General features: G+C 61.9%; 21 protein-coding genes. 10 read left to right on the top strand and 11 right to left on the bottom strand.

Annotated elements, in window-relative coordinates:
- Window positions 1-69 precede the first annotated feature (69 nt).
- The 3 genes from A7317_RS12415 to A7317_RS12405 all read left to right on the top strand — a co-directional run bounded on the left by A7317_RS12415 (window position 70) and on the right by A7317_RS12405 (window position 4976).
- Window positions 70-504 (top strand): MarR family winged helix-turn-helix transcriptional regulator, encoded by a 435-nt coding sequence (locus A7317_RS12415; RefSeq protein ID WP_081329278.1) that lies wholly within the window; start codon window positions 70-72, stop codon window positions 502-504.
- A 462-nt stretch (window positions 505-966) separates the two neighbouring features.
- On the top strand, window positions 967-1452 hold the full coding sequence (locus A7317_RS12410) for a (2Fe-2S)-binding protein (RefSeq protein ID WP_024075211.1): 486 nt from the start codon (window positions 967-969) through the stop codon (window positions 1450-1452).
- Between the two features lie 2 nt (window positions 1453-1454).
- Window positions 1455-4976, top strand: coding sequence for a molybdopterin cofactor-binding domain-containing protein (locus tag A7317_RS12405; RefSeq protein ID WP_069075926.1), 3522 nt, complete (start codon window positions 1455-1457; stop codon window positions 4974-4976).
- 45 nt (window positions 4977-5021) lie between these two features.
- Here A7317_RS12405 and A7317_RS12400 read toward each other — a convergent pair whose 3' ends face one another.
- On the bottom strand, window positions 5022-5669 hold the full coding sequence (locus A7317_RS12400; protein WP_069075925.1) for a TetR/AcrR family transcriptional regulator: 648 nt from the start codon (window positions 5667-5669) through the stop codon (window positions 5022-5024).
- Between the two features lie 160 nt (window positions 5670-5829).
- On the opposite strand from A7317_RS12400, the gene ggt reads away from it, so the two are divergent.
- Entirely contained in the window at window positions 5830-7554 is a 1725-nt protein-coding gene (gene ggt, locus A7317_RS12395) for a gamma-glutamyltransferase (RefSeq protein WP_024075214.1), read from the top strand.
- A 109-nt stretch (window positions 7555-7663) separates the two neighbouring features.
- Here ggt and A7317_RS12390 read toward each other — a convergent pair whose 3' ends face one another.
- The 3 genes from A7317_RS12390 to A7317_RS12380 all read right to left on the bottom strand — a co-directional run bounded on the left by A7317_RS12390 (window position 7664) and on the right by A7317_RS12380 (window position 10509).
- Complete coding sequence (locus tag A7317_RS12390; RefSeq protein ID WP_069075924.1) at window positions 7664-8182, bottom strand: AAA family ATPase; 519 nt, start codon at window positions 8180-8182, stop codon at window positions 7664-7666.
- Window positions 8179-8742 (bottom strand): nicotinamide riboside transporter PnuC, encoded by a 564-nt coding sequence (pnuC, locus tag A7317_RS12385; protein ID WP_024075216.1) that lies wholly within the window; start codon window positions 8740-8742, stop codon window positions 8179-8181. The genes A7317_RS12390 and pnuC overlap by 4 nt, the downstream gene beginning before the upstream one ends.
- Window positions 8743-8874: 132 nt before the next feature.
- A complete protein-coding gene (locus A7317_RS12380; protein ID WP_024075217.1) occupies window positions 8875-10509 on the bottom strand; it encodes a methyl-accepting chemotaxis protein in 1635 nt (544 codons plus the stop codon).
- Between the two features lie 230 nt (window positions 10510-10739).
- Between A7317_RS12380 and A7317_RS12375 the strand changes: the two genes are divergently transcribed.
- Together A7317_RS12375 and A7317_RS12370 are read left to right on the top strand one after the other, a co-directional pair.
- The gene (locus tag A7317_RS12375) at window positions 10740-11570 is read left to right on the top strand and encodes an undecaprenyl-diphosphate phosphatase (RefSeq protein WP_024075218.1); all 831 of its coding nucleotides are present in this window, start codon (window positions 10740-10742) and stop codon (window positions 11568-11570) included.
- On the top strand, window positions 11567-11950 hold the full coding sequence (locus tag A7317_RS12370; protein WP_024075219.1) for a DUF1294 domain-containing protein: 384 nt from the start codon (window positions 11567-11569) through the stop codon (window positions 11948-11950). Before A7317_RS12375 ends, A7317_RS12370 begins: the two co-directional genes overlap by 4 nt.
- On the opposite strand, the gene A7317_RS12365 is transcribed toward A7317_RS12370, so the two are convergent.
- Both A7317_RS12365 and A7317_RS12360 read right to left on the bottom strand, forming a co-directional pair.
- Window positions 11939-12295 carry an MmcQ/YjbR family DNA-binding protein gene (locus A7317_RS12365; RefSeq protein ID WP_024075220.1) on the bottom strand — a complete coding sequence of 119 codons (357 nt, stop codon included), beginning with the start codon at window positions 12293-12295 and terminating at the stop codon, window positions 11939-11941. The genes A7317_RS12370 and A7317_RS12365 overlap by 12 nt on opposite strands.
- On the bottom strand, window positions 12292-13200 hold the full coding sequence (locus tag A7317_RS12360; protein WP_024075221.1) for a LysR substrate-binding domain-containing protein: 909 nt from the start codon (window positions 13198-13200) through the stop codon (window positions 12292-12294). The genes A7317_RS12365 and A7317_RS12360 overlap by 4 nt, the downstream gene beginning before the upstream one ends.
- 124 nt (window positions 13201-13324) lie before the next feature.
- Between A7317_RS12360 and A7317_RS12355 the strand changes: the two genes are divergently transcribed.
- Together A7317_RS12355 and A7317_RS12350 are read left to right on the top strand one after the other, a co-directional pair.
- Window positions 13325-13936 carry an FMN-dependent NADH-azoreductase gene (locus A7317_RS12355; RefSeq protein WP_024075222.1) on the top strand — a complete coding sequence of 204 codons (612 nt, stop codon included), beginning with the start codon at window positions 13325-13327 and terminating at the stop codon, window positions 13934-13936.
- A gap of 241 nt (window positions 13937-14177) precedes the next feature.
- Window positions 14178-15215 (top strand): alpha/beta hydrolase family protein, encoded by a 1038-nt coding sequence (locus A7317_RS12350; RefSeq protein WP_024075223.1) that lies wholly within the window; start codon window positions 14178-14180, stop codon window positions 15213-15215.
- Here the strand turns inward: A7317_RS12350 and A7317_RS12345 are convergent.
- The 3 genes from A7317_RS12345 to A7317_RS12335 all read right to left on the bottom strand — a co-directional run bounded on the left by A7317_RS12345 (window position 15209) and on the right by A7317_RS12335 (window position 19635).
- A complete protein-coding gene (locus tag A7317_RS12345; RefSeq protein ID WP_069075923.1) occupies window positions 15209-16384 on the bottom strand; it encodes an MFS transporter in 1176 nt (391 codons plus the stop codon). The genes A7317_RS12350 and A7317_RS12345 overlap by 7 nt on opposite strands.
- 283 nt (window positions 16385-16667) lie before the next feature.
- Entirely contained in the window at window positions 16668-18254 is a 1587-nt protein-coding gene (locus tag A7317_RS12340; RefSeq protein ID WP_024075225.1) for an ABC-F family ATPase, read from the bottom strand.
- Window positions 18255-18396: 142 nt separating this feature from the next.
- Window positions 18397-19635 carry an MFS transporter gene (locus A7317_RS12335; protein WP_069075922.1) on the bottom strand — a complete coding sequence of 413 codons (1239 nt, stop codon included), beginning with the start codon at window positions 19633-19635 and terminating at the stop codon, window positions 18397-18399.
- 155 nt (window positions 19636-19790) lie between these two features.
- Between A7317_RS12335 and A7317_RS12330 the strand changes: the two genes are divergently transcribed.
- Window positions 19791-20603 carry a class I SAM-dependent methyltransferase gene (locus A7317_RS12330; protein ID WP_024075298.1) on the top strand — a complete coding sequence of 271 codons (813 nt, stop codon included), beginning with the start codon at window positions 19791-19793 and terminating at the stop codon, window positions 20601-20603.
- Window positions 20604-20741: 138 nt separating this feature from the next.
- On the opposite strand, the gene A7317_RS12325 is transcribed toward A7317_RS12330, so the two are convergent.
- Window positions 20742-21128, bottom strand: coding sequence for a TIGR03067 domain-containing protein (locus A7317_RS12325; RefSeq protein ID WP_069075921.1), 387 nt, complete (start codon window positions 21126-21128; stop codon window positions 20742-20744).
- A gap of 341 nt (window positions 21129-21469) precedes the next feature.
- Here A7317_RS12325 and lpxO point away from each other — a divergent pair, with 341 nt between their 5' ends.
- Window positions 21470-22369 carry a lipid A hydroxylase LpxO gene (gene lpxO, locus A7317_RS12320; protein ID WP_024075301.1) on the top strand — a complete coding sequence of 300 codons (900 nt, stop codon included), beginning with the start codon at window positions 21470-21472 and terminating at the stop codon, window positions 22367-22369.
- Window positions 22370-22386: 17 nt separating this feature from the next.
- Here the strand turns inward: lpxO and ligD are convergent, their stop codons facing one another.
- A complete protein-coding gene (gene ligD / locus A7317_RS12315) occupies window positions 22387-24891 on the bottom strand; it encodes a DNA ligase D (protein WP_069075920.1) in 2505 nt (834 codons plus the stop codon).
- Window positions 24892-24910: the final 19 nt, after the last annotated feature.

Here is a 24910-nt window from a genome sequence, read left to right as displayed (position 1 = left end):
AGTGCCTTGAGTCATTTCGGCATCCCCGCCATCATGCCTTCCCATCGCCAACCACCCACCGAGTCCGCCGTGCCTGATTCCTACGTCTTTTCTGAACAAGTTGGCCACCTGTTGCGCAAGGCCTACCAGCGCCACCTGGCGATCTTTCAGCAGAATGTCGGCGATTCGCAGCTCACTGCTGTGCAGTTCGTCACCCTGTGTGCGCTGCGCGATCACGGTGCAAGTTCCCTGACTGAGCTGGTCAAGGCCACGGCTGTGGACCAGGCGACCATTCGCGGGATTGTCGAACGGCTCAAGGCGAAGGAACTGATTACCCTGGAGCCCGACCCGCAAGACAAGCGCAAGGTGGTGGTCAACCTGTCTGGCGCGGGCGCCGAACTGGTCGCACACACTACGCCGCGCGCGGCACAGATCAGCGAGTTGACCATGAGCAACCTCAACCCCGCCGAACGGGTGGCGGTGCTGTTCCTGCTGCGCAAGATGATCGACGATCCCCAGGACTGATAGCGGCCTGGAGCCGGGCTTGGTTTGGTTAGCGGGCCCGTAGTGGCAAGGGGACCTTGTTGTGGCAAGTGGACCTGTTGTGGCGAGCCGGCTTGTTGTGGCGAGCGGGCTTGTTGTGGCGAGCGGGCTTGCCCCGCGTTGGGTGGCGAAGCCGCCCCAATAAAGTCGCCGAGTTCTTTCTGAAAAAACCGTGGCGCCTGGGGTTAGGGCCGCTTCGCGCCCCAACGCGGGGCAAGCCCGCTCGCCACAACAAACCTGCTCACCACAACAAGTCCCCTTGCCACAGCACAACCAGCCCACTTGCCACAGAGGATGCGTCCACCCCCTTGGCATCGTTTTTGCTCTGAATTGATGTAGCAGCCACTTCATGAGTCAAGTGTGTCGCGAGGCCCCAGGTCCGTGACGCTTTTTTTTGACTGTTTCATGTAGTGACTACTTCATCAATGGAGACAGGCGAAGCGAATGATCAGCCCCCACATCACGGTAGCGCTTGAGGTCAACGGCCAACCCAGCGAAGTCAGCGCCATGGCGGACACCTCGCTGCTACTGGTGTTGCGCAATGACCTGCAACTCAACGGCCCCAAGTACGGCTGCGGTTTGGGGGAGTGCGGCGCATGTACCGTGATCATCGATGGCGTGGCCGCGCGCTCCTGTGTATTCCCGCTGTCGGGGGCGGCAGGGCGCAAGATCGTCACCCTTGAAGGCCTCGGCACGCGCCAGGCGCCGCACCCGGTGCAGCAGGCCTTTATTGATGAGCAGGCCGCCCAATGCGGTTACTGCCTCAACGGCATGATCATGACCACCAAGGCTTTGCTTGACCGCAATCCCAACCCCAGCGAAGCCGAGGTGCGCAATGAGTTGTCGGGCAACCTCTGCCGCTGTGGCACCCATCTCGAAATCCTCCGCGCGGTGCTGCGTGCCGCCCGCCTTATGACCGTGGATCGATGACCATGACCGATACTCCGCTTTCCCGTGACCAGTGGCTGGCCAAGGCCGGCGTGCTGCTGATCGTCGATGATGTGCTACCGCCTTCCGGCCCGGTGGCCAAGGGCGGGACGCCCACCGTGAAGCCCAAGGAACTGGGATTGTTTATCGCCGTGAACGATGACGGTCTGGTGTACGCCTTCAACGGCCATGTGGACCTGGGCACCGGTATCCGCACCGCGCTGGCGCAGATCGTCGCCGAAGAGCTCGATCTGGACCTGGACCAGGTGAGGATGGTGCTCGGCGACACGGAGCGCGTGCCAAATCAGGGCGCGACGATTGCCAGCGCGACCTTGCAGATTTCCGCAGTGCCGCTGCGTAACGCGGCGGCCGAAGCGCGGCGCTTTCTGCTGGCGCGGGCCGCCGGGCGTTGGGGCGTGAGTACGGCGAGCCTCAAGGTGGAAGCGGGCGTGATTCATGCGTCAGACGGGCGAACCCTCACCTATGGCGAGCTGGTCTGCGGCCAGCGCGATCAGTTGCGCGTCAGCGGTGATGCCCCCTTGAAGGCCCTTGAGGATTATCGCCTGGTGGGCAAGGGCGCCGAACGGGTAGACATCCCCGGCAAGGCCACTGGCGAGTTGACCTATGTCCATGACATGCGTGTGCCCGGCATGCTCCATGGTCGGGTGGTGCGCCCGCCGTATGCAGGGCTGGATTGCGGCGACTTTGTCGGCAACAGCCTGTTGAGCGTAGATGAGTCCTCCATCGCGCATATCCCCGGCATCGTCGCGGTGGTGGTGATCCGTGATTTTGTCGGGGTGGTGGCGCTGCGCGAGGAGCAGGCGATCAAGGCCGCCGAGGCGCTGCAGGTGCACTGGAAACCGTGGAACAATGGGTTGCCGGATATGAGCGATGTTGAGCAGGCGATCCGCGACAATCCTCGCGTTCGCCGCACGGTGCTCGACCAGGGCAATGTCGACGAAGCGCTCGCCAATGCCAGCCAGCGCATGCCGCGCAGTTACCTGTGGCCATACCAGATGCACGGCTCCATCGGCCCATCCTGCGGCGTGGCGGATTACACGCCGGCCGGCAGCCGCGTATGGTCCGGCAGCCAGAACCCGCACCTGCTGCGCGCTGACCTCGCGTGGTTGTTGGCCTGCGATGAAGCGCTGATCGAGGTGATCCGCATGGAGGCTGCCGGCTGTTACGGGCGCAATTGTGCCGACGATGTGTGTGCCGACGCGCTGCTGCTGTCGCGCGCGGTGGGCAAGCCGGTGCGCGTGCAACTGAGCCGTGAACAGGAACACCTGTGGGAGCCCAAGGGCACCGCGCAGCTGATGGAAGTGGATGGCGGCCTCAACGCCGACGGCAGCATTGCCGCCTACGATTTTGAAACCAGCTACCCCTCGAATGGCGCGCCGACCCTGGCGCTGTTGTTGACCGGTCGTGTCGAGCCGGTGGCGGCGATGTTCGAGATGGGCGACCGCACCTCGATTCCACCCTATGACATCGAGTCCATGCGCGTGACCATCAACGACATGGCACCCATCGTGCGGGCTTCGTGGATGCGCGGCGTATCGGCCTTGCCCAACACCTTCGCCCACGAATCCTATATCGACGAACTGGCGTTCGCTGCCGGCGTGGACCCGGTGGAATACCGCCTGCGTTATCTCAAGGATGAGCGCGCCATCGATCTGGTCAAATCCACCGCTGAACGCGCCAACTGGTCGCCGCGCACTGCGCCGATGCAGACCGCCAGCGAAGACCACCTGCTGCGCGGCCGCGGCTTTGCCTACGCGCGCTACATCCATAGCAAATTCCCAGGTTTCGGTGCGGCCTGGGCGGCGTGGGTGGCGGACGTGGCGATCGACAAGCAGACCGGCGATGTGTCGGTGACGCGGGTAGTGATCGGCCATGACGCAGGGATGATGATCAACCCGGCGGGCGTGCAACATCAGATCCACGGCAACGTGATCCAGTCCACCAGCCGCGTACTCAAAGAGCGCGTGACGTTTGAAGAGTCGACGGTGGCGAGCAAGGAGTGGGGCGGTTACCCGATTCTGACCTTTCCCGAAGTGCCGCAGATCGATGTGATGATGATGCCGCGCCAGGATCAGCCGCCCATGGGCGCTGGTGAGTCGGCGTCGGTGCCCAGCGCGGCGGCGATTGCCAATGCGATCTACGACGCCACCGGGATTCGCTTTCGCGAGTTGCCGATCACCCCGGAACGTGTGCTGGCGGCGTTGAATGCCGGCACCTTGGGGGGGGCCGCCAAGTCGCCGGAAAAACGCCGCAAGTGGTGGTTCGGTGCGCTGTTCGCCACCCTGGGCGCGGTGCTGGCCACGGCCTGGCCGTTTCACAGCGAGATTGCACCCATTGCGCCGCCCAGCGCCGGCACCTGGTCCAAGGCCACGCTGGAACGCGGGCGTTTGCTGGCGGCGGCAGGGGATTGCGCGGTGTGCCATACGGCGCCTGGTGGAGCGGCCAATGCTGGTGGCCTGGCGATGCAGACGCCGTTCGGCACGCTGTACAGCAGCAATATCACCCCGGATGTCGAGACCGGCATTGGCGCCTGGTCATACCCCGCGTTCGAGCGGGCGATGCGCGATGGGATTGGCCGTGACGGACGCAACCTGTACCCGGCGTTTCCCTATACGGCGTTTCGCAACATCAACGATGCCGACATGCAGGCGCTGTACGCCTACCTGATGGCCCAGGCGCCGGTTAGCCAGGCGCCGACGCCGAATGCCATGAGGTTTCCGTTCAATCTCCGGCCCCTGATGGCGGGGTGGAATGCACTCAATCTGCGTCGCGGTGAAATCACCCCGCAGCCTGAACGCAGTGAGCAATGGAATCGCGGCAATTATCTGGTGAACGGCTTGGGGCACTGCGCGGCGTGCCATTCGCCGCGCAATCTGCTGGGGGCAGAGAAGGGCGGCAAGGCGTTCCTGGCCGGTGGCATCGTGGACGGCTGGGAGGCCCCGGCGCTGACGGGGCTGTCGAAGGCGCCGACGCCGTGGACCGAAGATCAGTTGTTCACGTATTTGAGTACCGGTTATGCCGATGCCCATGGCGTGGCGGCAGGCCCGATGGGGCCGGTGGTCAGTGAGTTGTCGAAATTGCCCAAGGCGGATATCCGTGCGATGGCGGTGTACCTGGCGTCGCTGAAGGGCGAGGCCGTTGCTGATGTGCAGGTGGCGACCCCGGTGCCAAATCCCAATGGCCGGCGTGTGTTCGAGGGCGCGTGCAAAGCCTGCCATGCCGATGGCCTGGGGCCGAAATTGTTTGGGGTCAGCCCGTCACTGGCGACCAATACCAATGTGCACAGCGATCGGCCGGACAATTTGATCAAGGTGATCCTGCAAGGCATCAACAACCCGGCCACACAGGATCTGGGCTATATGCCGGGCTTCAAGGACAGCCTGTCGAACACTCAGGTGGCGGATCTGGTGGCCTATCTGCGCGGGCGATTTGCGCCGAATGCGCCAGGCTGGGAAGGGCTGGAACAGAAGGTCGCCCACCTACGCGCCAACCCTGGTACGCACTGACACTATTATGGCGAGCGGGCTTGCGCCCACAGGTGGGTCCGGTTTCTACAAGGGGGGCGGTGTGACGCCCCGGACCACCAGGTCACTGATAAATCCCAGCCAATCCTGCTGCGGCCCTTTGTTCGACAAATCCTCCCCCAGGAACGAGCTGAGGGTATGGCGGTTGGAGTTATAGAAGTAGCACAGCGAGGCGATCATCAAGTACACGTGCTTGAGGTCGACATCCTCGCGGAATACGCCCTGGGCCTGGCCGGCTTCGATAATCGGCCGCAATACGCCAACCGCTTCGCCTGACAGCCGTCGCATCTCACCCGACTGCCGGGCGTGCTTGCCCTGGTGCAGGTTCTCGATGCTCAGGATCGCCACGAACTCCGGGTGCTTGACGTAGTAGTTCCAGATAAACCCCACCAGGTCGCGCAGGGCCTGCACGGGTGTGTCGAGGTTCAGCTTGAGTTTGCCTTCGGCTTGGTTGAATTGCTCGTAGGTGTGTTCCAGCACGCAGACGAACAGGTGTTCCTTGCTGCCGAAATAGTAATAGAGCATGCGGTCGTTGGAGTCGGCCTCCTTGGAGATGGTATCGACGCGCCCGCCGGAATAGCCGTCGCGGGTGAACACCTTGACCGCCGCCTGGAGGATGCGTGCGCGGGTCTGGTCGGCCTGTTGTGCCCGAATGCCGGTCTTCTTGATCACCATGTCAAAGTGCCTCGCACGACAGTTTGGGCGCGGAATATAGCATGGGGATTTTCCGCTCCGTTCTGTGACCGACAAGTTCTGTAATAAAAACGCCATTGCGCTGGGGATTCAATCCGCGCCGGGCTATTTTGGTGCATCTCAATAACTAGAGTAGTCATGGATGAAATACCAACCTTTCAGCCGCACATTAATTGCCACTGCGCTGGTGTTGACGGTCAGCGGCGTGCACGCCGCCTCCCAGGCCCCGGTAGCCGGTGAAAATGGCATGGTGGTGACCGCCCAGCATTTGGCCACTCATGTGGGTGTGGATGTACTCAAGGCTGGCGGCAATGCGGTGGATGCGGCCGTAGCCGTCGGCTACGCGTTGGCGGTGGTGTATCCGGCGGCGGGTAACCTCGGCGGTGGCGGCTTTATGACCGTGCAACTGGCCGACGGGCGCAAGACCTTCCTCGACTTCCGCGAAAAAGCCCCCTTGGCGGCCACCGCCGACATGTACCTGGACAAGGACGGCAATGTCGTTGACGGCCTCAGCGCCAAGGGCCATCTGGCGGTCGGCGTTCCCGGCACGGTGTCGGGCATGGAGCTGGCCTTGAGCAAATACGGCACCCTCAAGCGCGCCCAGGTGATTGCCCCGGCGATCAAGCTGGCGGAAAACGGCTTTGAACTGGAACAGGGCGATATCGACCTGCTGCACACCGCCACTGGCGAGTTCGAAAAAGACAAGGACCTGCGCGCGATCTTCCTGCACAACGGCCAACCGATGCAGGTGGGCCAGAAGCTGGTCCAGAAAGACCTGGCCAAGACGTTGAAAGAAATCTCTGCCAAGGGCAGCGACGGCTTCTATAAAGGCTGGGTGGCCAAGGCGTTGGTGGATTCCAGCCAGGCCGGCAAAGGCATCATCACCCAGGCTGACCTCGACAAGTACAAGACCCGCGAACTGGCGCCTATCGAGTGCGACTATCGTGGCTACCACGTGGTCTCGGCGCCGCCACCGAGCTCCGGGGGCGTGGTGATCTGCCAGATCATGAACATCCTCGAAGGCTACCCGATGGCCGACCTGGGCTATCACTCGGCCCAGGGCCTGCACTACCAGATCGAAGCGATGCGCCACGCCTATGTGGACCGCAACAGCTACCTCGGGGATCCGGACTTCGTGAAGAACCCGATCGAGCATCTGCTCGACAAAAACTACGCCACGAAACTGCGTGACGCGATCGAGCCGAACAAGGCCGGCGACTCCCAGGCGATCAAGCCCGGCGTATCGCCCCATGAAGGCAACAACACCACTCACTACTCCATCGTCGACAAGTGGGGCAACGCGGTGTCGGTGACCTACACCCTCAACGACTGGTTCGGTGCCGGCGTGATGGCGAGCAAGACCGGGGTGATCCTCAACGATGAAATGGACGACTTTACCGTCAAGGTCGGCGTGCCGAACATGTATGGGCTGGTGCAGGGTGAAGCCAACGCCATCGCACCGGGCAAGGCGCCGTTGTCGTCGATGAGCCCGACCATCGTGACCAAGGACGGCAAGGCCGTGATGGTCGTCGGTACGCCGGGTGGCAGCCGCATCATCACCGCCACCTTGCTGACCATCCTCAATGTCATCGACTACAAGATGAACATCCAGGAAGCCGTCGACGCGCCGCGTTTCCACCAACAGTGGATGCCAGACACCACCAACCTCGAAACCTTCGCGGTGAGCCCCGACACCCAGAAGATCCTCGAAAGCTGGGGCCACAAGTTTGCCGGGCCTCAGGATGCCAACCACCTGGCCGCGATCCTGGTGGGCGCACCGTCGCTGGAGGGCAAGCCGGTGGGGAATAACCGCTTCTATGGGGCCAATGACCCGCGCCGTAATACGGGGCTGTCGCTGGGCTACTAACCGCTGCAACTCCCTGTAGGAGCGAGCTTGCTCGCGAAGAACGTCAACGATAACGCGGGCATTCTGGATTGATCCGGTGCCCCTGCGTTCTTCGCGCGCAAGCTCGCTCCTACAGTATCTGTTTGACTGCCGCGAAGGCTTTGGCGCGGCGCGCTTCCCAATCCCCTCGAATCACCACCACCGCCTGTCGATGCTGCTGCATCCACTCCAGGCCATCCTGGAAAAACGCCTGGCGGTCGGCCAATTGCGGTTGGCAGCGCTGGCCATCCGCAGTCCATTCCACATCCTCCGGGGATAGCAGCAGGTGCAGGTCGTAGTGCCGGGCCAGCAGTTCGTCGTCGAGCCACGCCGGGTAGTCGCCGAACAGGGTCTGGCTCCACAGTTTGTTGGTCAGCAGGTGCGTGTCGAGGATCAGCAGGTGCGGTTGTTCGGCGCGGGCGGCGTCTTCCCAGGCCAGTTGGCCACGAGCGATGGCCGGAATGTCGGCCAGGCGGGTGTCACGCTGATGCTGGTCGATGAAATAGCGCACGTATTCCCCCACCATCAGCCCGCCGAAATGGGCTTGCAGTTCGCTCGCCAGCCAGCTTTTACCGCTGGATTCGGGGCCGGCCAGTACCACTACTTTCATGCGTGCAACGCCGGGTCGGCGCGCCATTCACGCCAGCCTTGCACGGCGATCACCGTGAACAAGGCGTAAAGCGCGGCGGTGAGGTAGAGGCCTTTGTAGAGAAACAGCCCGACGAAGATCACATCGAGGGCGACCCACAGCGGCCAGCACTGCACGCGCTTCTGCGCCATCCACATCTGCGCCACCAGGCTGAAGCCAGTCAGGGCGGCATCGAGCCAGGGTTGGGCGGCGTCGGTCCAGTGGGCCATGGCAGCGCCGAGCAGCAGGCTGCCGACCGCACCGATGGCCAGGCTGGTCATGATTGCAGGCCAGCCCAGGCGGGTGACCTGGCGGCCTTGCCTGACCTCGCCGGCGCGGGTCCACTGCCACCAGCCGTACACCTGCAAGGCGGCGTAGACCACCTGCAGCAGCATGTCGGAGTAGAGTTTCACGTCATAGAACACCCAAGTGTAGAGCAGCACCATCACCAGCCCGATGGGCCAGCACCAGGGGTTTTGCTTGACTGTCAGCCAGACAGCGATCACCCCCAGGGCGGCGGCGAACAGTTCAAGCCCGGACATGGTGGTTCCTTGGGAGAGTGGGAGAGGGCCGGGATTGTAACCAGAGGCAGGCAATCTTCAAAACACCGGAGGGCAAATGTGGGAGGGGCGGTGCGACGATTCGACTTGCTCCCTCCCACAGGTTGAACGGCGCTAGACCTTGAATTGGCGCAGCAAGCCTTCGAGTTGCTCGCTCAGGCTACGCAGGTGCGCACTGGCCACGCTGGACTGTTCTGCCGCCAGCGCCGTGCTGTGGGACAGCCCGGCGGCCTGGGTCACGTTCTGGTTGATGTCTTCCACTACGTGCGCCTGTTGCAGGGTGGCGCTGGCAATCGAGGCGTTGAGGCCGTTGAGGTTTTGCAGCGCCTGACCGATGGCGGTGAGGCTGGCACCGGCCTGGCCGGCCTGTTCGATGGTCAGTTGCGAGGCGCTGTGGCTATCGCTGATGACCTTGACCGCAGCTTCCGAGTGACCTTGCAGGCGCTCGATCATCGCCTGGATTTCAGCCGTGGATTTTTGCGTGCGCTGGGCCAGCAGGCGCACTTCATCCGCGACCACGGCAAACCCGCGCCCTTGCTCGCCGGCCCGCGCGGCTTCGATCGCGGCGTTCAAGGCGAGCAGGTTGGTCTGGTCGGCGATCGAGCGGATCACTTCGAGCACGCCGCCGATCTGGGTGCTTTCACTGGACAGGGTACGGATCACTTCCACGGCCTGGCTGATGGTGGTGGACAGTTGGTCGATCTGTTGCAGGCTGCTGTCGATATTGACCTGGCCCTGCTGTGCCTGGGCCTGGGCGTCGCGCATTTCACTGGCGGCGTGCTCGGCGTTTTTCGCCACGTCCTGCACGCCGTAGGTGACTTCATTGATCGCGGTGGCCACCAGCTCCATCTGCTGCGACTGTTGCTGGCTGCGGTCATGGGCCTGGGAGGCGTTGTTGCCCAGCTCGGTGGACGACTGTCCCAGGGCATTGGCGCAGACCTGCAATTGGCTGACGACCTGGCGCAGCTTGGCGGTAAAACTGTTGAAATGCTGGGACAACTGGGTGACTTCGTCCCGGCCGTGGGTGTCGAGGCTGCGGGTCAGGTCGCTTTCGCCGCTGGCGATATTGCCCATGGCGTTCACGGCTTCCTGCAATGGCCGCACGATGCTGCGCACGATCAGCGAGACCAGCAGGGCCATGACCACGGCGATGGCCAGGCCGATCCCCGACGCTTTCCACACCTGCACATTGAACTCGGCCTGGACATCATCCACATACACGCCGGAGCCGATGATCCAGCCCCAGGGCTCGAACAGTTGGATATACGAAGTCTTCTCAACCGGTGCGTCGGACCCCGGCTTCGGCCAACGGTAGCTGATGATCCCGGCGCCCTTGGTCTTGGCCAGGCTGACGAACTCGTTGAACACGGCAAAGCCGTCCGGGTCGCGGATCGCCGAGAGGTTCTGGCCATCGAGCTTGGGGTTGGCCGGGTGCATGATCATCACCGGCGTCAGGTCGTTGATCCAGAAATAATCGTCATGGCCATAGCGCAAACCGCGCACCGCGCTCAGGGCTTGTTTTTGCGCAGCTTCGCGGGTCATGACGCCGGTGGTTTCGAGGCTGTGATAAAAAGTCAGGATTCCGCTGGCGGTCTGTACCACGTTCTGGGTCTGTTGGCGCTTGGCCTGATAAAGGTCGCCATGAATCTGCTTGAGCATCAGCAAACCCAGGGTCAGCAGCATCAGCACGGCGACTATCAGGATCAGCCAGAGGCGCCGGCTGATCGACATATTGCGCAAACTGTTCATCGTCCTGTCACTCCGTGCTTTTTATAATTGTGGCCGTCGCATCGACATTTCCGGCTTGTCTGATAGGCTTTCGGCCTGAAATTGGAAAACCTGAGTACTGCCTGATTTTTCACAGAATTTTTGCAGACCGGCGTTGAATCTCAACACCGGGCACTTTAGTGCGCTCGTTGTCAGTGAACCATTAAAAAGACTAGCGAGGCTTGCCGTAGCGCAAGACCTTTGGGGGAAGTATGGATTTGTGGACCGCCGCACAGGCATTGATACTCGGCGTGGTGGAAGGACTGACAGAGTTCCTGCCCATCTCCAGCACAGGCCACCAGATTATCGTCGCCGACTTGCTCGACTTCGGCGGCGAACGTGCCATGGCGTTCAACATCATCATCCAGCTCGGCGCGATCCTCGCGGTGGTCTGGGAGTTTCGGCGCAAGATTCTCGACGTGGTCACCGGCCTGCCGACCCAGCGCAACGCCCAGCGATTCACGCTCAACCTGTTGATCGCGTTCCTGCCGGCGGTGGTACTGGGGGTGATTTTCGCCAACCTGATCCACCATTACCTGTTCAACCCGATCACCGTGGCCACGGCGCTGGTAGTGGGCGGCATCGTCATGTTGTGGGCCGAGCGCCGCCAACACGAAGTGCATGCCGAGACCGTCGATGACATCACCTGGAAAGACGCGCTGAAGGTGGGCTTTGCCCAGTGCCTGGCAATGATCCCCGGCACCTCGCGTTCCGGCTCGACCATTATCGGTGGCCTGCTGTTCGGCCTGTCGCGCAAGGCCGCCACCGAGTTCTCGTTCTTCCTGGCCATGCCGACCATGGTCGGTGCGGCGGTGTATTCGGGCTACAAGTACCGTGACCTGTTCCAGCCGGCCGACCTGCCGGTGTTCGCCATCGGCTTTGTCACCTCGTTCATCTTCGCGATGATCGCGGTCAAGGGTCTGCTCAAGTTCATCGCCAGCCATAGCTATGCGGTGTTTGCCTGGTATCGGATTGCCTTCGGCCTGCTGATCCTGGCGACCTGGCAGTTCGGTTGGATCGACTGGGCAGCGGCCAAGGCATGACGATTCAACACCCGCGCCTGAAGGCGCTGATCTTCGCGTTGTTGTGCGCGGCGCCGCTGTTGGGGTCGGTGCTGGTGTGGCAGCGCGGTGAAACGGTGATCCCGCTGGTGGCCTATGGCGTGGTCAGCGTGGTGGCGTTCTTTTTGTACTGGAACGACAAGCGCAAGGCGCGTACCGACAGCTGGCGCACCCCGGAAAACATCCTGCACGCCGTCGAGCTGGCGGGTGGCTGGCCGGGGGCGTTGATTGCCCAACAGGTGTTCCGCCACAAGACGCGCAAGGTGTCTTACCAGGTGCTGTTCTGGGCAATCGTGCTGTTGCACCAGGTGTTCTGGCTGGATCAGTTATTCCTGGGCGGCACCTTGGGTTCAATCCTCTAGCAACAACCCGATCTGCGTGCGCTTGGGCAGCTTGCTCACCACCAGCTGGTGGGAGCGCTGCAACAAGCCACGCAACTCCTCGGCGCCCAACGGGTAGGGCGTGTTCATGATGATCCACTGTGCGCGTGCCAGGTACGGCGCCGGGTGGATGCCTGGGCGATCCACGTGGCCGAGGAACAGGTCTTTGTCGACCTTGAACGCCAACGAGTCACCGCGCAGGTGCTGCACGGCGAACATCTTGTTGCCGGCGATCGAGAACACCCGTACGCCGCCCCATTTGTAGTCTTCCCGCGCGCCCGGCAGGCTCAGGCAGAAGTGTGCGACTTGTGCTTCGGTCATGTTCATAGCAAGCGGTCTCCACAGTCTTTGAAGCCTTCTTCCAGGTAGTCGATCCAGGCACGAATGGCCGGCAGTACGCCGCGCCGATGCGGGTACACGGCCTGCAGCCAGCCGCCTGGCAGCGACCACTGCGGCAACAGCTGTACCAATCGGCCGCTGGCCAATTCCTCTTCGCAATACATCATCGGCAGTACGGTAAAGCCGAGCCCCATGATCGCGCTGGCCTTGCGCACGATAAAGTCGTCGATGCCCAGCCGCGCCTCCATCACCAGGTCCTGGGGATTGCCCTGGGGGTCGAGAACGCGCAGGTGCACCATGCGGTCGGCTTCCAGTGCGCCGAGTACCGGCAGTTGCTTGAGGTCATCAAGGTCGTTGACCTGCCGGCTGCGCATGAACTCGGGGCTGGCAACCAGCACGGTCTGGGCCTGGCGCAGGCGCTTGGTCACCAGCAGCGGGTCTTCATCGCCCAGCTCGCGTACGCGCAGGGCCACGTCAATGCCTTCGGCTACCAGGTCCACGCGACGGTTGACCAGGGTCATTTCCAGTTGCACCAACGGGTGGGCGGCGAGAAACCCGGCGACCAGTTCCGGCAGGATGTGTTGGGCCATGCCTACCGGGCAGCTGACACGCAGGCGCCCGCGGGGTTCGCTGGACATGCTGGCCACGGCCTCATCGGCCATTTCCGCTTCCAGCAGCATCGCCTGGCAATGGCGCAGGTAGCGCTCGCCGACGGCGGTGAGGGTCAATTGCCGGGTGGTGCGTTGCAACAGGCGCGCGCCCAAGCGTTCTTCCAGCTCGGCAATGCGCCGCGACAGGCGCGATTTGGGAATCCCCAGCAGGCGTCCGGCCGCCGCAAAGCCGCCGGATTCGACGACTTTGGCGAAATAGTAGAGGTCATTGAGGTCTTGCATGATGGGCCTATTGTCCTGTCAGTGGGACGAACTATCGCATTTCAACCACCTTATCGGCTATTGGTTTCATGCGTAGGCTTAACACCATCTAATCCTTACCGCTGACCTTATTTGGAGCTTTCCCATGAAACTGTTGCATATCGATTCCAGCATCCTCGGTGACAACTCGGCTTCCCGTCAGCTCACTGCCGGCGTGGTCAAAGCCTGGCAAGCGGCTGAGCCGGGTGTGGAAGTCACCTATCGCGACCTGGCCAACGAAGGTATCAGCCACTTCTCCGGCGCGACCCTGGGGGCCCTGGGGACTGCCGCTGACCTGCGTGATGCTGCGCAAAAACACGAGGCTGACCTGAGCGCATCGACCCTGGCTGAATTCCTCGCCGCCGATGCTGTTGTGATCGGTGCGCCGATGTACAACTTCACCATTCCGACCCAGCTCAAGGCCTGGATCGACCGCATCGCGGTTGCCGGCCAGACCTTCCGTTACACCGAAGCCGGCCCGGAAGGCCTGTGCGGCAACAAGAAAGTCATCATCGTCTCCACGTCCGGTGGCTTGCATGTTGGCCAGGCAACGGGTGTAGCCCATGAGGAATACCTCAAAGTCATGCTGGGCTTCCTCGGTATCACCGACATCGAATTCGTCCGTGCCCACGGCCTGGCGTACGGCGACGACGCTCGCAGCAAAGCCCTGAACGACGCCAACGTACTCATCAACGAACAATTGTTCGCCGCCGCGTAAGGCTTGTGTAAATTTCGCCGTTGACCGGTTTCAATCCGAAGCCGGGCGCCTAAACTCTGTATTCTGATCGCCTGAAAAGTGATCGGAGTACGGAGTTTTTTCGTTTGCGCGCAGTCTTTACTTTGGCCCAGGTTATGCAGCATGGGTATATCACTCGGTGCGAGTACCTTGAACCATGGACTTTTCAATCAGACATGCCGCGGGTGTTGAGCGTGGTTGCACAGCAAAGGTGGACATCCTCATGATGCGTCTTTGTGCTGTTTTGGTTCTTTCCCTGCTCGGCGGCCTGGTTTCAGTGCACGCCGCACCCGCCCCGCACCCGCATTGGAGCGTGGGCTTCCATCGCATGACGTTTCTCGATCCGCTGGATCTGCAGCCGATGAAAGCCGTTGCGTTCTACCCCTCCACCGACGACGAGCACAGCACGCAGCTGGGGCCTTATCGCGTCGCCGCCACCGAAGATTCCAAGATTGCCATCGGCCGCTTCCCGATGTTGATGCTGTCCCACGGCAACACCGGCACGCCGCTGGCCCTGCATGACCTGGCCACCTCGCTGGCGCGCAAGGGCTTTGTGGTGGTGGCGGTGTTGCACCCCGGCGACAACTACAAGGATCACAGTCGCCTGGGCACGGTCAGCAACCTGTATGGGCGGCCGATCCAGATTTCCGAAGCGATCACCGCGACCCTGGCGGACCCCATGCTGTCACCGTTCGTCAACGTCGATCAGGTGGGGGTCATTGGTTACTCGGCCGGTGGCGAAACCGCCTTGATCCTGGCGGGCGCCAAGCCTGATTTCGACCGCCTGCGCCGCTATTGCCAGGAGCGCCCGGAAGACCGCGATGCCTGCACCACCAAGGGTGAACTGGTGGTAGACCGCGATGACCTGCAGCCGCAATCCGATCCGCGTATCCATGCCTTGATGTTGATGGCGCCGCTGAGCTTGATGTTCGGCCGCCATACCCTGGCCGATGTGCATGTGCCGGTGCTGCTCTACAGCGGCGACGGCGACAAGCTGGTGGCCGTGGACAAGAATGCCGCCGCCCTGGCGCGCAAGTTGCCGGAACCGCCGGACTTCAAGTTGCTGGCCGGGGCAGGGCACTTCGTATTCATGGCACCGTGCGACAGCGATCAGCTGGCGTTGATGCCGGCGATCTGCACCGACGCCGATGGGGTCGACCGCGAAGGCATTCACCGCGACCTGATCTCCGAGGCCGGGCGCTTTTTCAGTCACACCCTGGGGCAGTCCACCCGCGCCGGTTTGCAGACGGCCGATCAGTAAGCGCGGCGCTTGAGCAGCAGGGTCACGCCCAGCGCCGTGACTGACAACAGCGCCGCGCAGAAGAAGATCCAGCCGTAACCCAGGTTCAGCGCCACGGCGCCCATCAACGGCCCGGCAATCGCCAGGGCCAGGTCGAAAAACACCGCATAGGCACTCAGCCCCGCGCCCCGGCTGCTGTTGGGCACCTGCTTGATGGCTTCCACACCCAGCGCGGGGTACACCAGCGACAGACCGAAGCCGGTCAGCCCCGCACCGATCAATGCCACGCCGGTGGACGGCGCAAGCCACAGCAGGGTCAGGCCCAGGGTCTCGATGATCATGCAGGCGATCGCTGCCCTGAAGCCGCCAAACCGGCTGATGGCCGAGATAAACACCAGGCGCGAGACAATAAAGCACACACCGAATACCGTCAGGCAGTAGGCCGCGCCTTGCCAGCCGCGATTGAGGTAATACAGGGTGATAAAAGTGGTCAGGGTGCCGTAGCCGATCGAGGCCAGGCACAGGCTGGCGCCAAACGGTGCGATACGCCCGAATACTGCCCAGAACGGCAGACGCTCGCCACGTACCACCGGCACCGAAGGTTTGTTGCGGATCAGCACCAGGCCCAGGGCTGCCAGCGCCGCCAGCGCGACCCCGAGGCTGGTATAGCCGTACTCGGCAACCATCACCACGCCCAGCGGCGCACCGATGGCAATGGCGCCATAGGAGGCGATGCCATTCCAGGAAATCGAGCGTGCGGTGTGCTCGGCGCCAACCTGGCCCATGCACCAACTGATGGTGCCCACGCCGATCAGGCCCTGGGCCACGCCGAGCAACAAGCGCCCGGCAATCAGGATGCCCAGGCTCAGCGCCGGCAGACTTTCCATCAGTGTCGCGACAAACGTCAGCACGCCACTGACCAGGATACCGGCCAAGCCCAGCACGATCGCACGCTTGGTGCCCACGGTATCGGACATGCGCCCAGCCATGGGGCGGCTGAGCAGGGTGGCCAGGTACTGCGAGCCGATGGTGACCCCGGCCACCACTGCGCTGAAGCCCAATTGCTCATGCACATAACCTGGAATCACCGCAATCGGCAGGCCGATGCAGATAAAGGCAATGAAGGTGTAGAAGACGATGGAGACGATCTGCAGGGTGATCGACAATGAGCTGGGGGTGGCGGCAGGCATGGGTGCTCGTTCGCGGGCGGGCGGTGAGCGCATCATGGCAAGGGCTTGGGGGAAAAGGAAGCAGCCTAACTAATTTGGCTGATGAATAGGCTTGCCGGGGGCAGCGTGAGTTTGCTGTGTCGAGCGGGCTTGCCCCGCGTTGGGCTGCGAAGCAGCCCCAATAAAAAAACACCGCGTTCTGCCAGGCAAAACACGGTGTTTGGTTTTAGGGCCGCTTCGCAGCCCAACGCGGGGCAAGCCCGCTCGCCACAGCAAGCCCGCTCGCCACTTCAGGTCGCTGCTTTTAGAACACCACGCCTTGGCTGCGCAGGTAGTCGTCGTAGGTGCCGCTGAAGTCGATCACGCCGTTGGCGCTCAACTCGATGATGCGGGTGGCCAGGGACGATACGAACTCACGGTCGTGGCTGACGAAGATCAACGTGCCGGGGTAGTTTTCCAGGGCCAGGTTCAGCGCCTCGATGGATTCCATGTCCAGGTGGTTGGTCGGTTCATCCATGATCAGCACGTTCGGCTTTTGCAAGATCAGCTTGCCGAACAGCATGCGGCCTTGCTCACCACCGGAGATGACCTTGACCGACTTGAGGATCTCATCGTTGGAGAACAGCATGCGGCCCAGGGTGCCACGGATCACTTGCTCGCCTTGGGTCCACTGGCCCATCCAGTCGAACAGGCTCATGTCGTTTTCGAAGTCACTCGCGTGATCCTGGGCGTAGTAGCCCAGTTCTGCGGCGTCGGTCCACTTGACGCTACCGGCATCCGGGGTCAGTTCGTTGACCAGGGTACGCAGCAGGGTGGTCTTGCCGATACCGTTCGGGCCGATGATCGCCACGCGCTCGCCGGCTTCGACCTGGAAGCTGAAGTCCTTGAACAGCGGCTTGCCGTCGAAGCCTTTGGCCATGCGATCGACGATGACTGCCTGGCGGTGCAGCTTTTTGGTCTGTTCGAAACGGATGAACGGGCTCACGCGGCTCGAAGGCTTGACCTCGGCCAGCTGGATCTTGTCGATCGCCTTGGCACGGGAAGTCGCCTGCTTGGCTTTCGAGGCGTTGGCCGAGAAGCGGCTGACGAAGGATTGCAGTTCGGAGATCTGCGCTTTCTTCTTGGCGTTGTCCGACAGCAATTGCTCGCGGGACTGGGTCGCCACGGTCATGTACTCGTCGTAGTTGCCCGGGAACAGGCGCAGCTCGCCGTAGTCCAGGTCAGCCATGTGGGTGCACACGCTGTTCAGGAAGTGACGGTCGTGAGAGATGATGATCATCAGGCTGGAGCGCTGGGTCAGGATGTTTTCCAACCAGCGGATGGTGTTGATGTCCAAGTGGTTGGTCGGTTCGTCGAGCAACAGCACTTCAGGATCGGAGAACAGCGCCTGGGCCAGCAATACGCGCAGTTTCCAGCCAGGGGACACTTCGCTCATCGGGCCGAAATGCTGCTCCAGGGGAATGCCCAGGCCCAGCAGCAGCTCACCGGCACGGGATTCGGCGGTGTAGCCGTCCATCTCGGCGAATTCGGTTTCCAGCTCGGCCACGGCCATGCCGTCGTCTTCGCTCATTTCCGGCAGCGAGTAGATGCGGTCGCGCTCGGCCTTGACCTTCCACAGCTCCTCGTGGCCCATGATCACGGTGTCGAGCACGGTGAATTCTTCGTAGGCGAACTGGTCCTGGCGCAGTTTACCCAGGCGAACATTTGGTTCCAGCATGACCTGGCCGCCGGACGGATCGAGATCGCCGCCGAGGATTTTCATGAAGGTCGACTTGCCGCAACCGTTGGCACCGATCAGACCATACCGGTTGCCGGCGCCGAACTTGACCGAGACGTTCTCGAAGAGCGGCTTGGCGCCGAACTGCATGGTGATGTTAGCTGTGGAGATCAATTACTTTACCTATCAATGGGTTGCGAGCGTGGCGGCGTGAGCCTCCAGGCATGCGTCAACAGCGACATCAAGGCGCGAAACCCGGTCGCTGAGCAAAAAATGGGGGATGTGTGTTGGAATTTGGCGCGCATTGTCGCATATGTCAGGCGACAGTTGTATGGCACGCGAAAGATGGTTTTTCCAGCGTCTCCGGCATGGCCAGCCACAACAGCGCCAAGGCCACGGCGGCAACACCGGCCAGGGTCAGGAACGCGGCGTTATAGCCGGCTTGTTGCACCACGAAACCGGCCAGGCTGTTGCTCAATGCCGCCCCCAGGCCAAACACAGTGGACAGCGCGCCCAGGCTGACGTTGAAACGCCCGGTGCCCTGGGTCAGGTCCTTGACGATCACCGGGAACAGCGCGCCGAAAATGCCCGCGCCGATGCCGTCGAGCATCTGCACCGCGACCAGCCAATAGGGATCGTTGGACAAGGTATACAGCACGCCCCGCAACGGCAGAATCATGAAGCCGATCAGCAGCAGCGGTTTGCGCCCCCACAGGTCGGCCTTGGCGCCCACCAGCCAGGCCATCGGCACCATTACCAGTTGTGCGGCGACGATGCAGGCCGAGGTCAGTGGCGTGGCCATGTGCAAGTTGATCTGCGACAGCTTCTGGCTGACCAGTGGCAGCATGGCCGCATTGGCCAAGTGAAACAGCGCGCAGCAGATCGCGAACAGCAGCAACGGCCGGTTGGCCAGCAAAACGGCCACGCCGGATGGCTGCTCATGCGCGGTGTGATGGGCAGGATCGAAGCCCCGGGCGACCTCATGGTCGATCGTCTTGGCCGACACGCAACTGACCGCGACGATACTGGCGACCGCCATAAACGCCATCAGGTAGAACACCACCACCGGCCCGAACAGATAGGCGAGGCCACCGGCCAGCAGCGCAGCCACGGCATTGCCGGCGTGGTTGAAGGTTTCATTACGTCCGGTGCGGCGGGTAAAGGCCCGTGGCCCGGTGATGCCGAGGGAAATCGCGGAGATCGCCGGGGCAAACACCGAGGCTGCAACGGCGCTGGCGGCCTGGGTCAGCGCCACCAGGCTGAACGAACTGACAAAGGGCAGCATCAGGCAACTGGCGGTGACCAATAGCGCCGCAACCGCGATCACCGCGCGTTTGCTGCGAGTGCGATCGATCAGCGCGCCTGCCGGGCCTTGGGTGATCAAGGCGGCGATCCCGGCCAGGGTCATGACCACGCCAATGCTGGCCGGGTCCCATTGGTGCACGGCCAACAAGTAAATCGCCAGGTACGGTCCCAGGCCGTCACGCACATCGGCCAGGAAGAAATTCAGGCTGTCCAGGGACAAGGTGGTGCGCAGGTCGTTGTGATGGGCCACGGTGCGATCTTCGAGGAGCGGTGTTCAAGGACTGGACACCCGTTGGCTTAATGACCTTCGGGCTTGCCGGGAAGTTTCCCCTGCGCAGAGGGTTTTATCTGACAGGCAATTGGCCTATTTTCCCAAGCTTGCCGCACTGATTCTTAGGAGATGCAATGGACATGCCCTCGGCTCAACAAGCAATTGCCAGCAATAAGGACGCCTGGGATGCATCCGCCAGGCTGCACAAAGACACGCCGACCTGGAAAGCGTTGTTGGGCGCGGTGGTCAACCCGAGGTTTTCGTGCCTGGACCCGACCATCACCGCGCTGCTGCAAGCGGTCGGCGTAGAGGGCAAGGATGTGGTGCAACTGTGTTGTAACAACGGCCGCGAAAGCCTGTCGCTGTTCGGCCTGGGCGCGCGCTCGGTCGTCGGGGTCGATCAATCCCGGGCCTTCCTGCAACAGGCCGAAGAGCTGGCTGCCGTGTCGCCCCATTGCCCCGAATTCATCGAAACCGATATCCATCAACTACCCGAGCGCTTGCACGAACGCTTCGATGTCGCCTTAGTGACGATCGGTGTACTGGGCTGGATGCCCGATGTGGCGTTGTTCATGCGGCACGTTGCCAGTACCTTGAAGCCGGGTGGCACCCTGGTGATGTATGAAACCCATCCGTTCCTCGAGGTGTTCGACCCGCGGGCGAGCGACCCGTTGCGGCCCGCCAGCGCCTACTTTCAGCGTGAGCCCTTTGTGCTGCAGGAATCCATCGTGTACGAAGGGCTGGCTGAAACCACCGGTCCAACCTCCTATTGGTTCGTGCATACCCTGGGCAGCCTGGTCAACGGAGCGATTGCGGCGGGCCTGCAGATCGGCCACTTGCAGGAATACCCGCATTGCAATCGCGAGGAACTCTACGATCAGTATGAGGATCAGCCGGCGCAATTGCCCTTGTGCTTTACCCTGACAGCGACCAAGCGCTGCGTATAACGACCTTTTCGGCACGCAAAAAAAGCCCGCACGTAGAGGCGGGCTAAGGGATTCACTGGAGTAGGTAGGTTTCACTCTATAGACCGCGAAGTGAACGCTTCGTGAAAATGCGGTCGCAAGTTTGCGCGGTGTATACGCTTACCGCCGGCGTACAAAGGTCCTCATTGTCTGACCTGGGCCAGTACTGAAGACGGTTGGCCTGGGCATGCCTTCATCTGCGGCAATGAACACAAAATCATCCCCTTCGAGGCGGTAGCTGGCAGGCAGTTGCTTACCCGCATCTTCGCCCATGGCGTCCACCCAGGTAATGCGCTTGGGCACTGCGCTGCTGTCCAGGAAGAATCGGCCAGCCAGTAATATTGCTCCAGTGGTGGTAGTCACGGTGAACTGGTCGCCTGTAATGGTGGTTAGAGCACCAGGCGCGCTATGGGCATCCACCGGGTTAAGCACGCCACTGTCTTCGAGCGAAGTTTGCTCCCAGGCACCTTGAAGGGCTTGGTAGTCCGGGTCTGAAATGGATGACATACAAATTCCTTTTTGTTGAAGGGCTAATTGCAGGCGGTCTTGGGAAGGGAGGACGATTAAATCACCTGAGACGCTATCAGATGTGGGATGGATCTGATCGATGCCCGACCGTCATCTTCCACACCCTCAAAAGCACACTCACTAGACAGCTTTTCACAAATCTTAGTTAACTTTTGGTTACAAGATGTGGCTAAATAACGGCCAATGCGCATGACCGGTCTGTCACCCGGCCGGTCATGCTGCGTCTATGTGAATTGTGATTTCAGGTGCTGCTATCCAATCCTCGGCCGTCGTGGGCACGCAGGAGCAGCCTGTCTTCTTCTGACTTGTGACGAAATCTCTTGAAACTCATCATTGTTGCTCTCTACGTTGCCTCTATTGCGTATGTCCACCTGCGTGGCCGGGTGCGGCATAAGTTGGGCCGCCAGCTCAGCGATCACTCGACCTTCCTGGCGCCGGTCAACTGCTTTCTCTACCTGTTCTCCAAGCTGCCCAGCCGGCCCTTCCTGTCGCCCAGCGATTTTCCGGACCTGAGCCCGTTACAGGAGCATTGGCAGGAAATCCGCGAGGAAGGCGAGAACCTGATGCGGGAAGGGGCGATCAAGCGCTCGGATCAGTACAACGATGTGGGTTTCAACTCGTTCTTCAAGTCAGGTTGGAAGCGCTTCTATTTGAAATGGTACGGCGACAGTCATCCTTCGGCGATGAAGCTGTGCCCGCGTACCACTGAGCTGGTGCAGAGCATCGGTTCGATCAAGGCGGCCATGTTTGCCGAGCTGCCACCAGGTTCCCGGTTGGTGCGGCACCGCGACCCCTATGCCGGTTCCTACCGCTATCACTTGGGTCTGGACACCCCTAACGATCCCGGCTGCTACATCAATGTGGATGGCGAAAGCTATTCCTGGCGTGATGGCGAGCCGGTGATGTTCGACGAGACCTATATTCACTACGCGGAAAACACCACCGCGCAGAACCGTCTTATCTTGTTCTGTGATATTGAACGACCGATGAAATACCGCTGGGCGGCGGCGTTCAACCGCTGGTTCAGCCGCACGGTCATGGCGGCAGCCGGCTCGCCCAATGATGACGGCGACAAAACCGGTGGCCTGAACCGCGCCTTTAACCGCCTGTACAAGATTCGCCTGCGTGGCAAAGAGCTGAAAAAGCGCAATCGCACGCGCTACTACCTGGAGAAGTGGGCGATTTTCGCAGTGCTGGCGTTGATCTTCATCCTGATCTGAGCCTGGGCCGGCGCGACTTACTCAGGTGGAGTCGCGCCCAGCTTGTCCCACATCTTCTTGCTGATCTTCTGTCGATTGGCATAACCCGCCCACGGGTTGTCCTTCAAACCCTGCAAGCGTTCGTGCAGGTTGGCCACCGTCCACTGCTGGGCACCGCGCAACCCTTTCAATTCGTCACGGCTGACCGGCACCGATACCGGCAGGCCGGGTCGTGCCCGAACCGAGTAGGCCGCGACCGTGCTGGCGCCACGGGCATTACGCAGGTAATCGATGAAAATCTTGCCGACGCGGTTTTTCGGCCCTGACGTGGCGGTAAAGCGCTCCGGCAGTTGCTGGGTCATGAACTGGGCGATGGCCTTGGCGAAGGCTTTCACGGTGTCCCAATCGTCGCGACGTGCCAACGGGACAACCAGGTGCAAGCCCTTGCCGCCACTGGTTTTGATAAAGGCTTGCAGCCCCAATTCATCCAGCACCGATAAGGTCAGTTGCGCCGCTTCCAGCATGGTTTTCCACGGCAGTGCGGGGTCCGGGTCGAGATCGAGCACAAACAGGTCTGGGGTCTCGATCTTGTCCGAGGTGGCGCCCCAGGTGTGCAGCTCCACGGTGCCCATCTGCACCGCGCCCACCAGGGCGGCGGTGCTGTCGATTTCCATCAGGCGGGCGTGACCTGGGTCCAACGCCGGGTCCAGTTGCTGGAGATGCGGGATCGCCAGGCGCTCTGTGTGCTTCTGGAAGAACTGCTCGCCCCCCACACCTTCCGGGGCACGGAGCAATGCCACAGGGCGATGGTGCAGGAAGGGCAGGATCCAACGGCTGATGCTGTCGTAGAACTGCGCCAGTTGCAGTTTTTGCGTGCCGCTGTGCTGATCGATGATCCGCTCCGGGTGGGTAATCTTCACCCCGGCGACGGTGCTGGGCGCGCCGGACTTCCGGGCCGTTGGTGCTTGCAGCGATTTGGCCGCGCGTGGCTGCTCATGAATGATCTGTTGCACCGGTTTATCAGAACGCAGCGCGACAAACGCGGCCTGGCGTACCACGCCTTCCCGGGTCCACTCGGCAAATCGCACCTCGCCGACCAATTGCGGCTCCACCCAATGCACGCCGCGGGCCTGGGCGCGGGTCAGTGGCTTGTCCAGGGGTGAAGTCTTGCGCTGCAGCGGCGTAAGCCGGGCGTAGATGTCCTGCAGCGCGGCCCGATCAAACCCGGTGCCGACACGCCCGGCATAGACCAGCCCGGCATCGCCGTTGACCGCCAGTAACAGCGCGCCAAACCCGCTGCGCGAACCCTGGGGGCGGGTGTACCCGACAATCACGAACTCCTGGCGCAGGCGGCATTTGAGCTTGATCCAGTCGGTGTTGCGACTGGATACATAGGGGCTACCCGCACGCTTGCCGATCACGCCTTCCAATGCCAGGTCGCGGGCGCTTTCGAAGATATCGTGTTGGTTGGCGGCAAACGCCTCGGAGAAACGTAACAGTTTGCTCTTGCTACCGGCCAAGGCCGCCTTGAGCGCAGCGCGGCGTTTTTCCAGCGGGTCTTGCCGTTGATCGCGGCCTTCCAGAAACGGCGCGTCGAACAGGTAATAGACAATGTCCAGGCTGCGTCCGATATCGAAGGCGTTTTGCAGGGCCTGGAAATCCGGCAAGCCATCGCCATTGAGGCTGACCACTTCGCCGTCGAGCCAGCTGTCCTTGAGTTTCAGGGCTTGCAGGGCCTTGGCCTGGCGCGGCAAGCGGTCAGTCCAATCATGGCCGTTGCGCGTGAACAGGCGCACTTCGCCGTCACGAATACGCGCCAACATGCGGTAGCCGTCGAACTTGATTTCGTAGAGCCAGTTACCCTCCGGTGCACGGTCGACCAAGGTGGCCAGTTGAGGCGCGAATTGATCGGGCAGGGCGAGCGTTTTCTTGCGTGAGGCTTTTTTCGCGGAGGGTTTGGCGGCGGTCGTCGGCGTGCCCACCGATGCATCACTGAGCACGCTCCGGGGCTGTGCCTGGACGATATCGTAGTCGCTGCTCGGGCGTGCCTGCTGATCCTGTTCCTTGATCAGCAGCCATTGCTGCTTATCGCCGCTGCCTTTGAGGCGGGTACGCACCAGGGTCCAGTCGCCGGCGAGTTTCTCCCCGACCAGGGTGAATTTCAGCTTGCCGGCGGCGTAGGCTTTTTGCGGATCGTCATGGGGTTGCCAGACGCCGCGATCCCATACGATCACATCGCCGGCGCCATATTGGCCCGCCGGGATGCTGCCCTCGAAACTGCCGTAGCTCAAGGGGTGATCCTCGACATGCACGGCCAGGCGTTTCTGGCTGGGGTCCAGGCTGGGGCCCTTGGGTATTGCCCAGCTCTTGAGTACCCCGTCGAGTTCCAGGCGAAAGTCGTAATGCAGGCTGCGCGCATCGTGCTTTTGAATCACGAACGCCAACGCCGATGCCTGGCGCTTGTTGGGTTTCGAGTCACCCGCAGGTTCGCCAGTGATCTCGAAATCGCGCTTTCGGTGGTATTCGCTCAAGGGTTTTGCCATGTCGTTTTCTCCCTTCTAT

The organism is Pseudomonas fluorescens (assembly GCF_001708445.1).
Taxonomy (GTDB): Bacteria; Pseudomonadota; Gammaproteobacteria; order Pseudomonadales; family Pseudomonadaceae; genus Aquipseudomonas; species Aquipseudomonas gorinensis.
Note: the sequence above shows the minus strand (reverse complement) of the source record. Positions and strands in the feature narration are given on the sequence as shown.

Excerpts from the sequence above, each read along its gene's own strand:
- A7317_RS12380 (WP_024075217.1), bottom strand. The coding sequence starts at position 10,509 with ATGAACAGTTTGCGCAATATGTCGATCAGCCGGCGCCTCTGGCTGATC.
- A7317_RS12355 (WP_024075222.1), top strand. The coding sequence starts at position 13,325 with ATGAAACTGTTGCATATCGATTCCAGCATCCTCGGTGACAACTCGGCT.
- A7317_RS12350 (WP_024075223.1), top strand. The coding sequence starts at position 14,178 with ATGATGCGTCTTTGTGCTGTTTTGGTTCTTTCCCTGCTCGGCGGCCTG.
- A7317_RS12365 (WP_024075220.1), bottom strand. The coding sequence starts at position 12,295 with ATGAACATGACCGAAGCACAAGTCGCACACTTCTGCCTGAGCCTGCCG.
- A7317_RS12405 (WP_069075926.1), top strand. The coding sequence starts at position 1,455 with ATGACCGATACTCCGCTTTCCCGTGACCAGTGGCTGGCCAAGGCCGGC.
- A7317_RS12400 (WP_069075925.1), bottom strand. The coding sequence starts at position 5,669 with ATGGTGATCAAGAAGACCGGCATTCGGGCACAACAGGCCGACCAGACC.
- ligD (WP_069075920.1), bottom strand. The coding sequence starts at position 24,891 with ATGGCAAAACCCTTGAGCGAATACCACCGAAAGCGCGATTTCGAGATC.
- A7317_RS12360 (WP_024075221.1), bottom strand. The coding sequence starts at position 13,200 with ATGCAAGACCTCAATGACCTCTACTATTTCGCCAAAGTCGTCGAATCC.
- A7317_RS12410 (WP_024075211.1), top strand. The coding sequence starts at position 967 with ATGATCAGCCCCCACATCACGGTAGCGCTTGAGGTCAACGGCCAACCC.
- A7317_RS12390 (WP_069075924.1), bottom strand. The coding sequence starts at position 8,182 with ATGAAAGTAGTGGTACTGGCCGGCCCCGAATCCAGCGGTAAAAGCTGG.
- A7317_RS12345 (WP_069075923.1), bottom strand. The coding sequence starts at position 16,384 with ATGCCTGCCGCCACCCCCAGCTCATTGTCGATCACCCTGCAGATCGTC.
- A7317_RS12370 (WP_024075219.1), top strand. The coding sequence starts at position 11,567 with ATGACGATTCAACACCCGCGCCTGAAGGCGCTGATCTTCGCGTTGTTG.
- A7317_RS12330 (WP_024075298.1), top strand. The coding sequence starts at position 19,791 with ATGGACATGCCCTCGGCTCAACAAGCAATTGCCAGCAATAAGGACGCC.
- pnuC (WP_024075216.1), bottom strand. The coding sequence starts at position 8,742 with ATGTCCGGGCTTGAACTGTTCGCCGCCGCCCTGGGGGTGATCGCTGTC.
- A7317_RS12375 (WP_024075218.1), top strand. The coding sequence starts at position 10,740 with ATGGATTTGTGGACCGCCGCACAGGCATTGATACTCGGCGTGGTGGAA.
- ggt (WP_024075214.1), top strand. The coding sequence starts at position 5,830 with ATGAAATACCAACCTTTCAGCCGCACATTAATTGCCACTGCGCTGGTG.
- A7317_RS12325 (WP_069075921.1), bottom strand. The coding sequence starts at position 21,128 with ATGTCATCCATTTCAGACCCGGACTACCAAGCCCTTCAAGGTGCCTGG.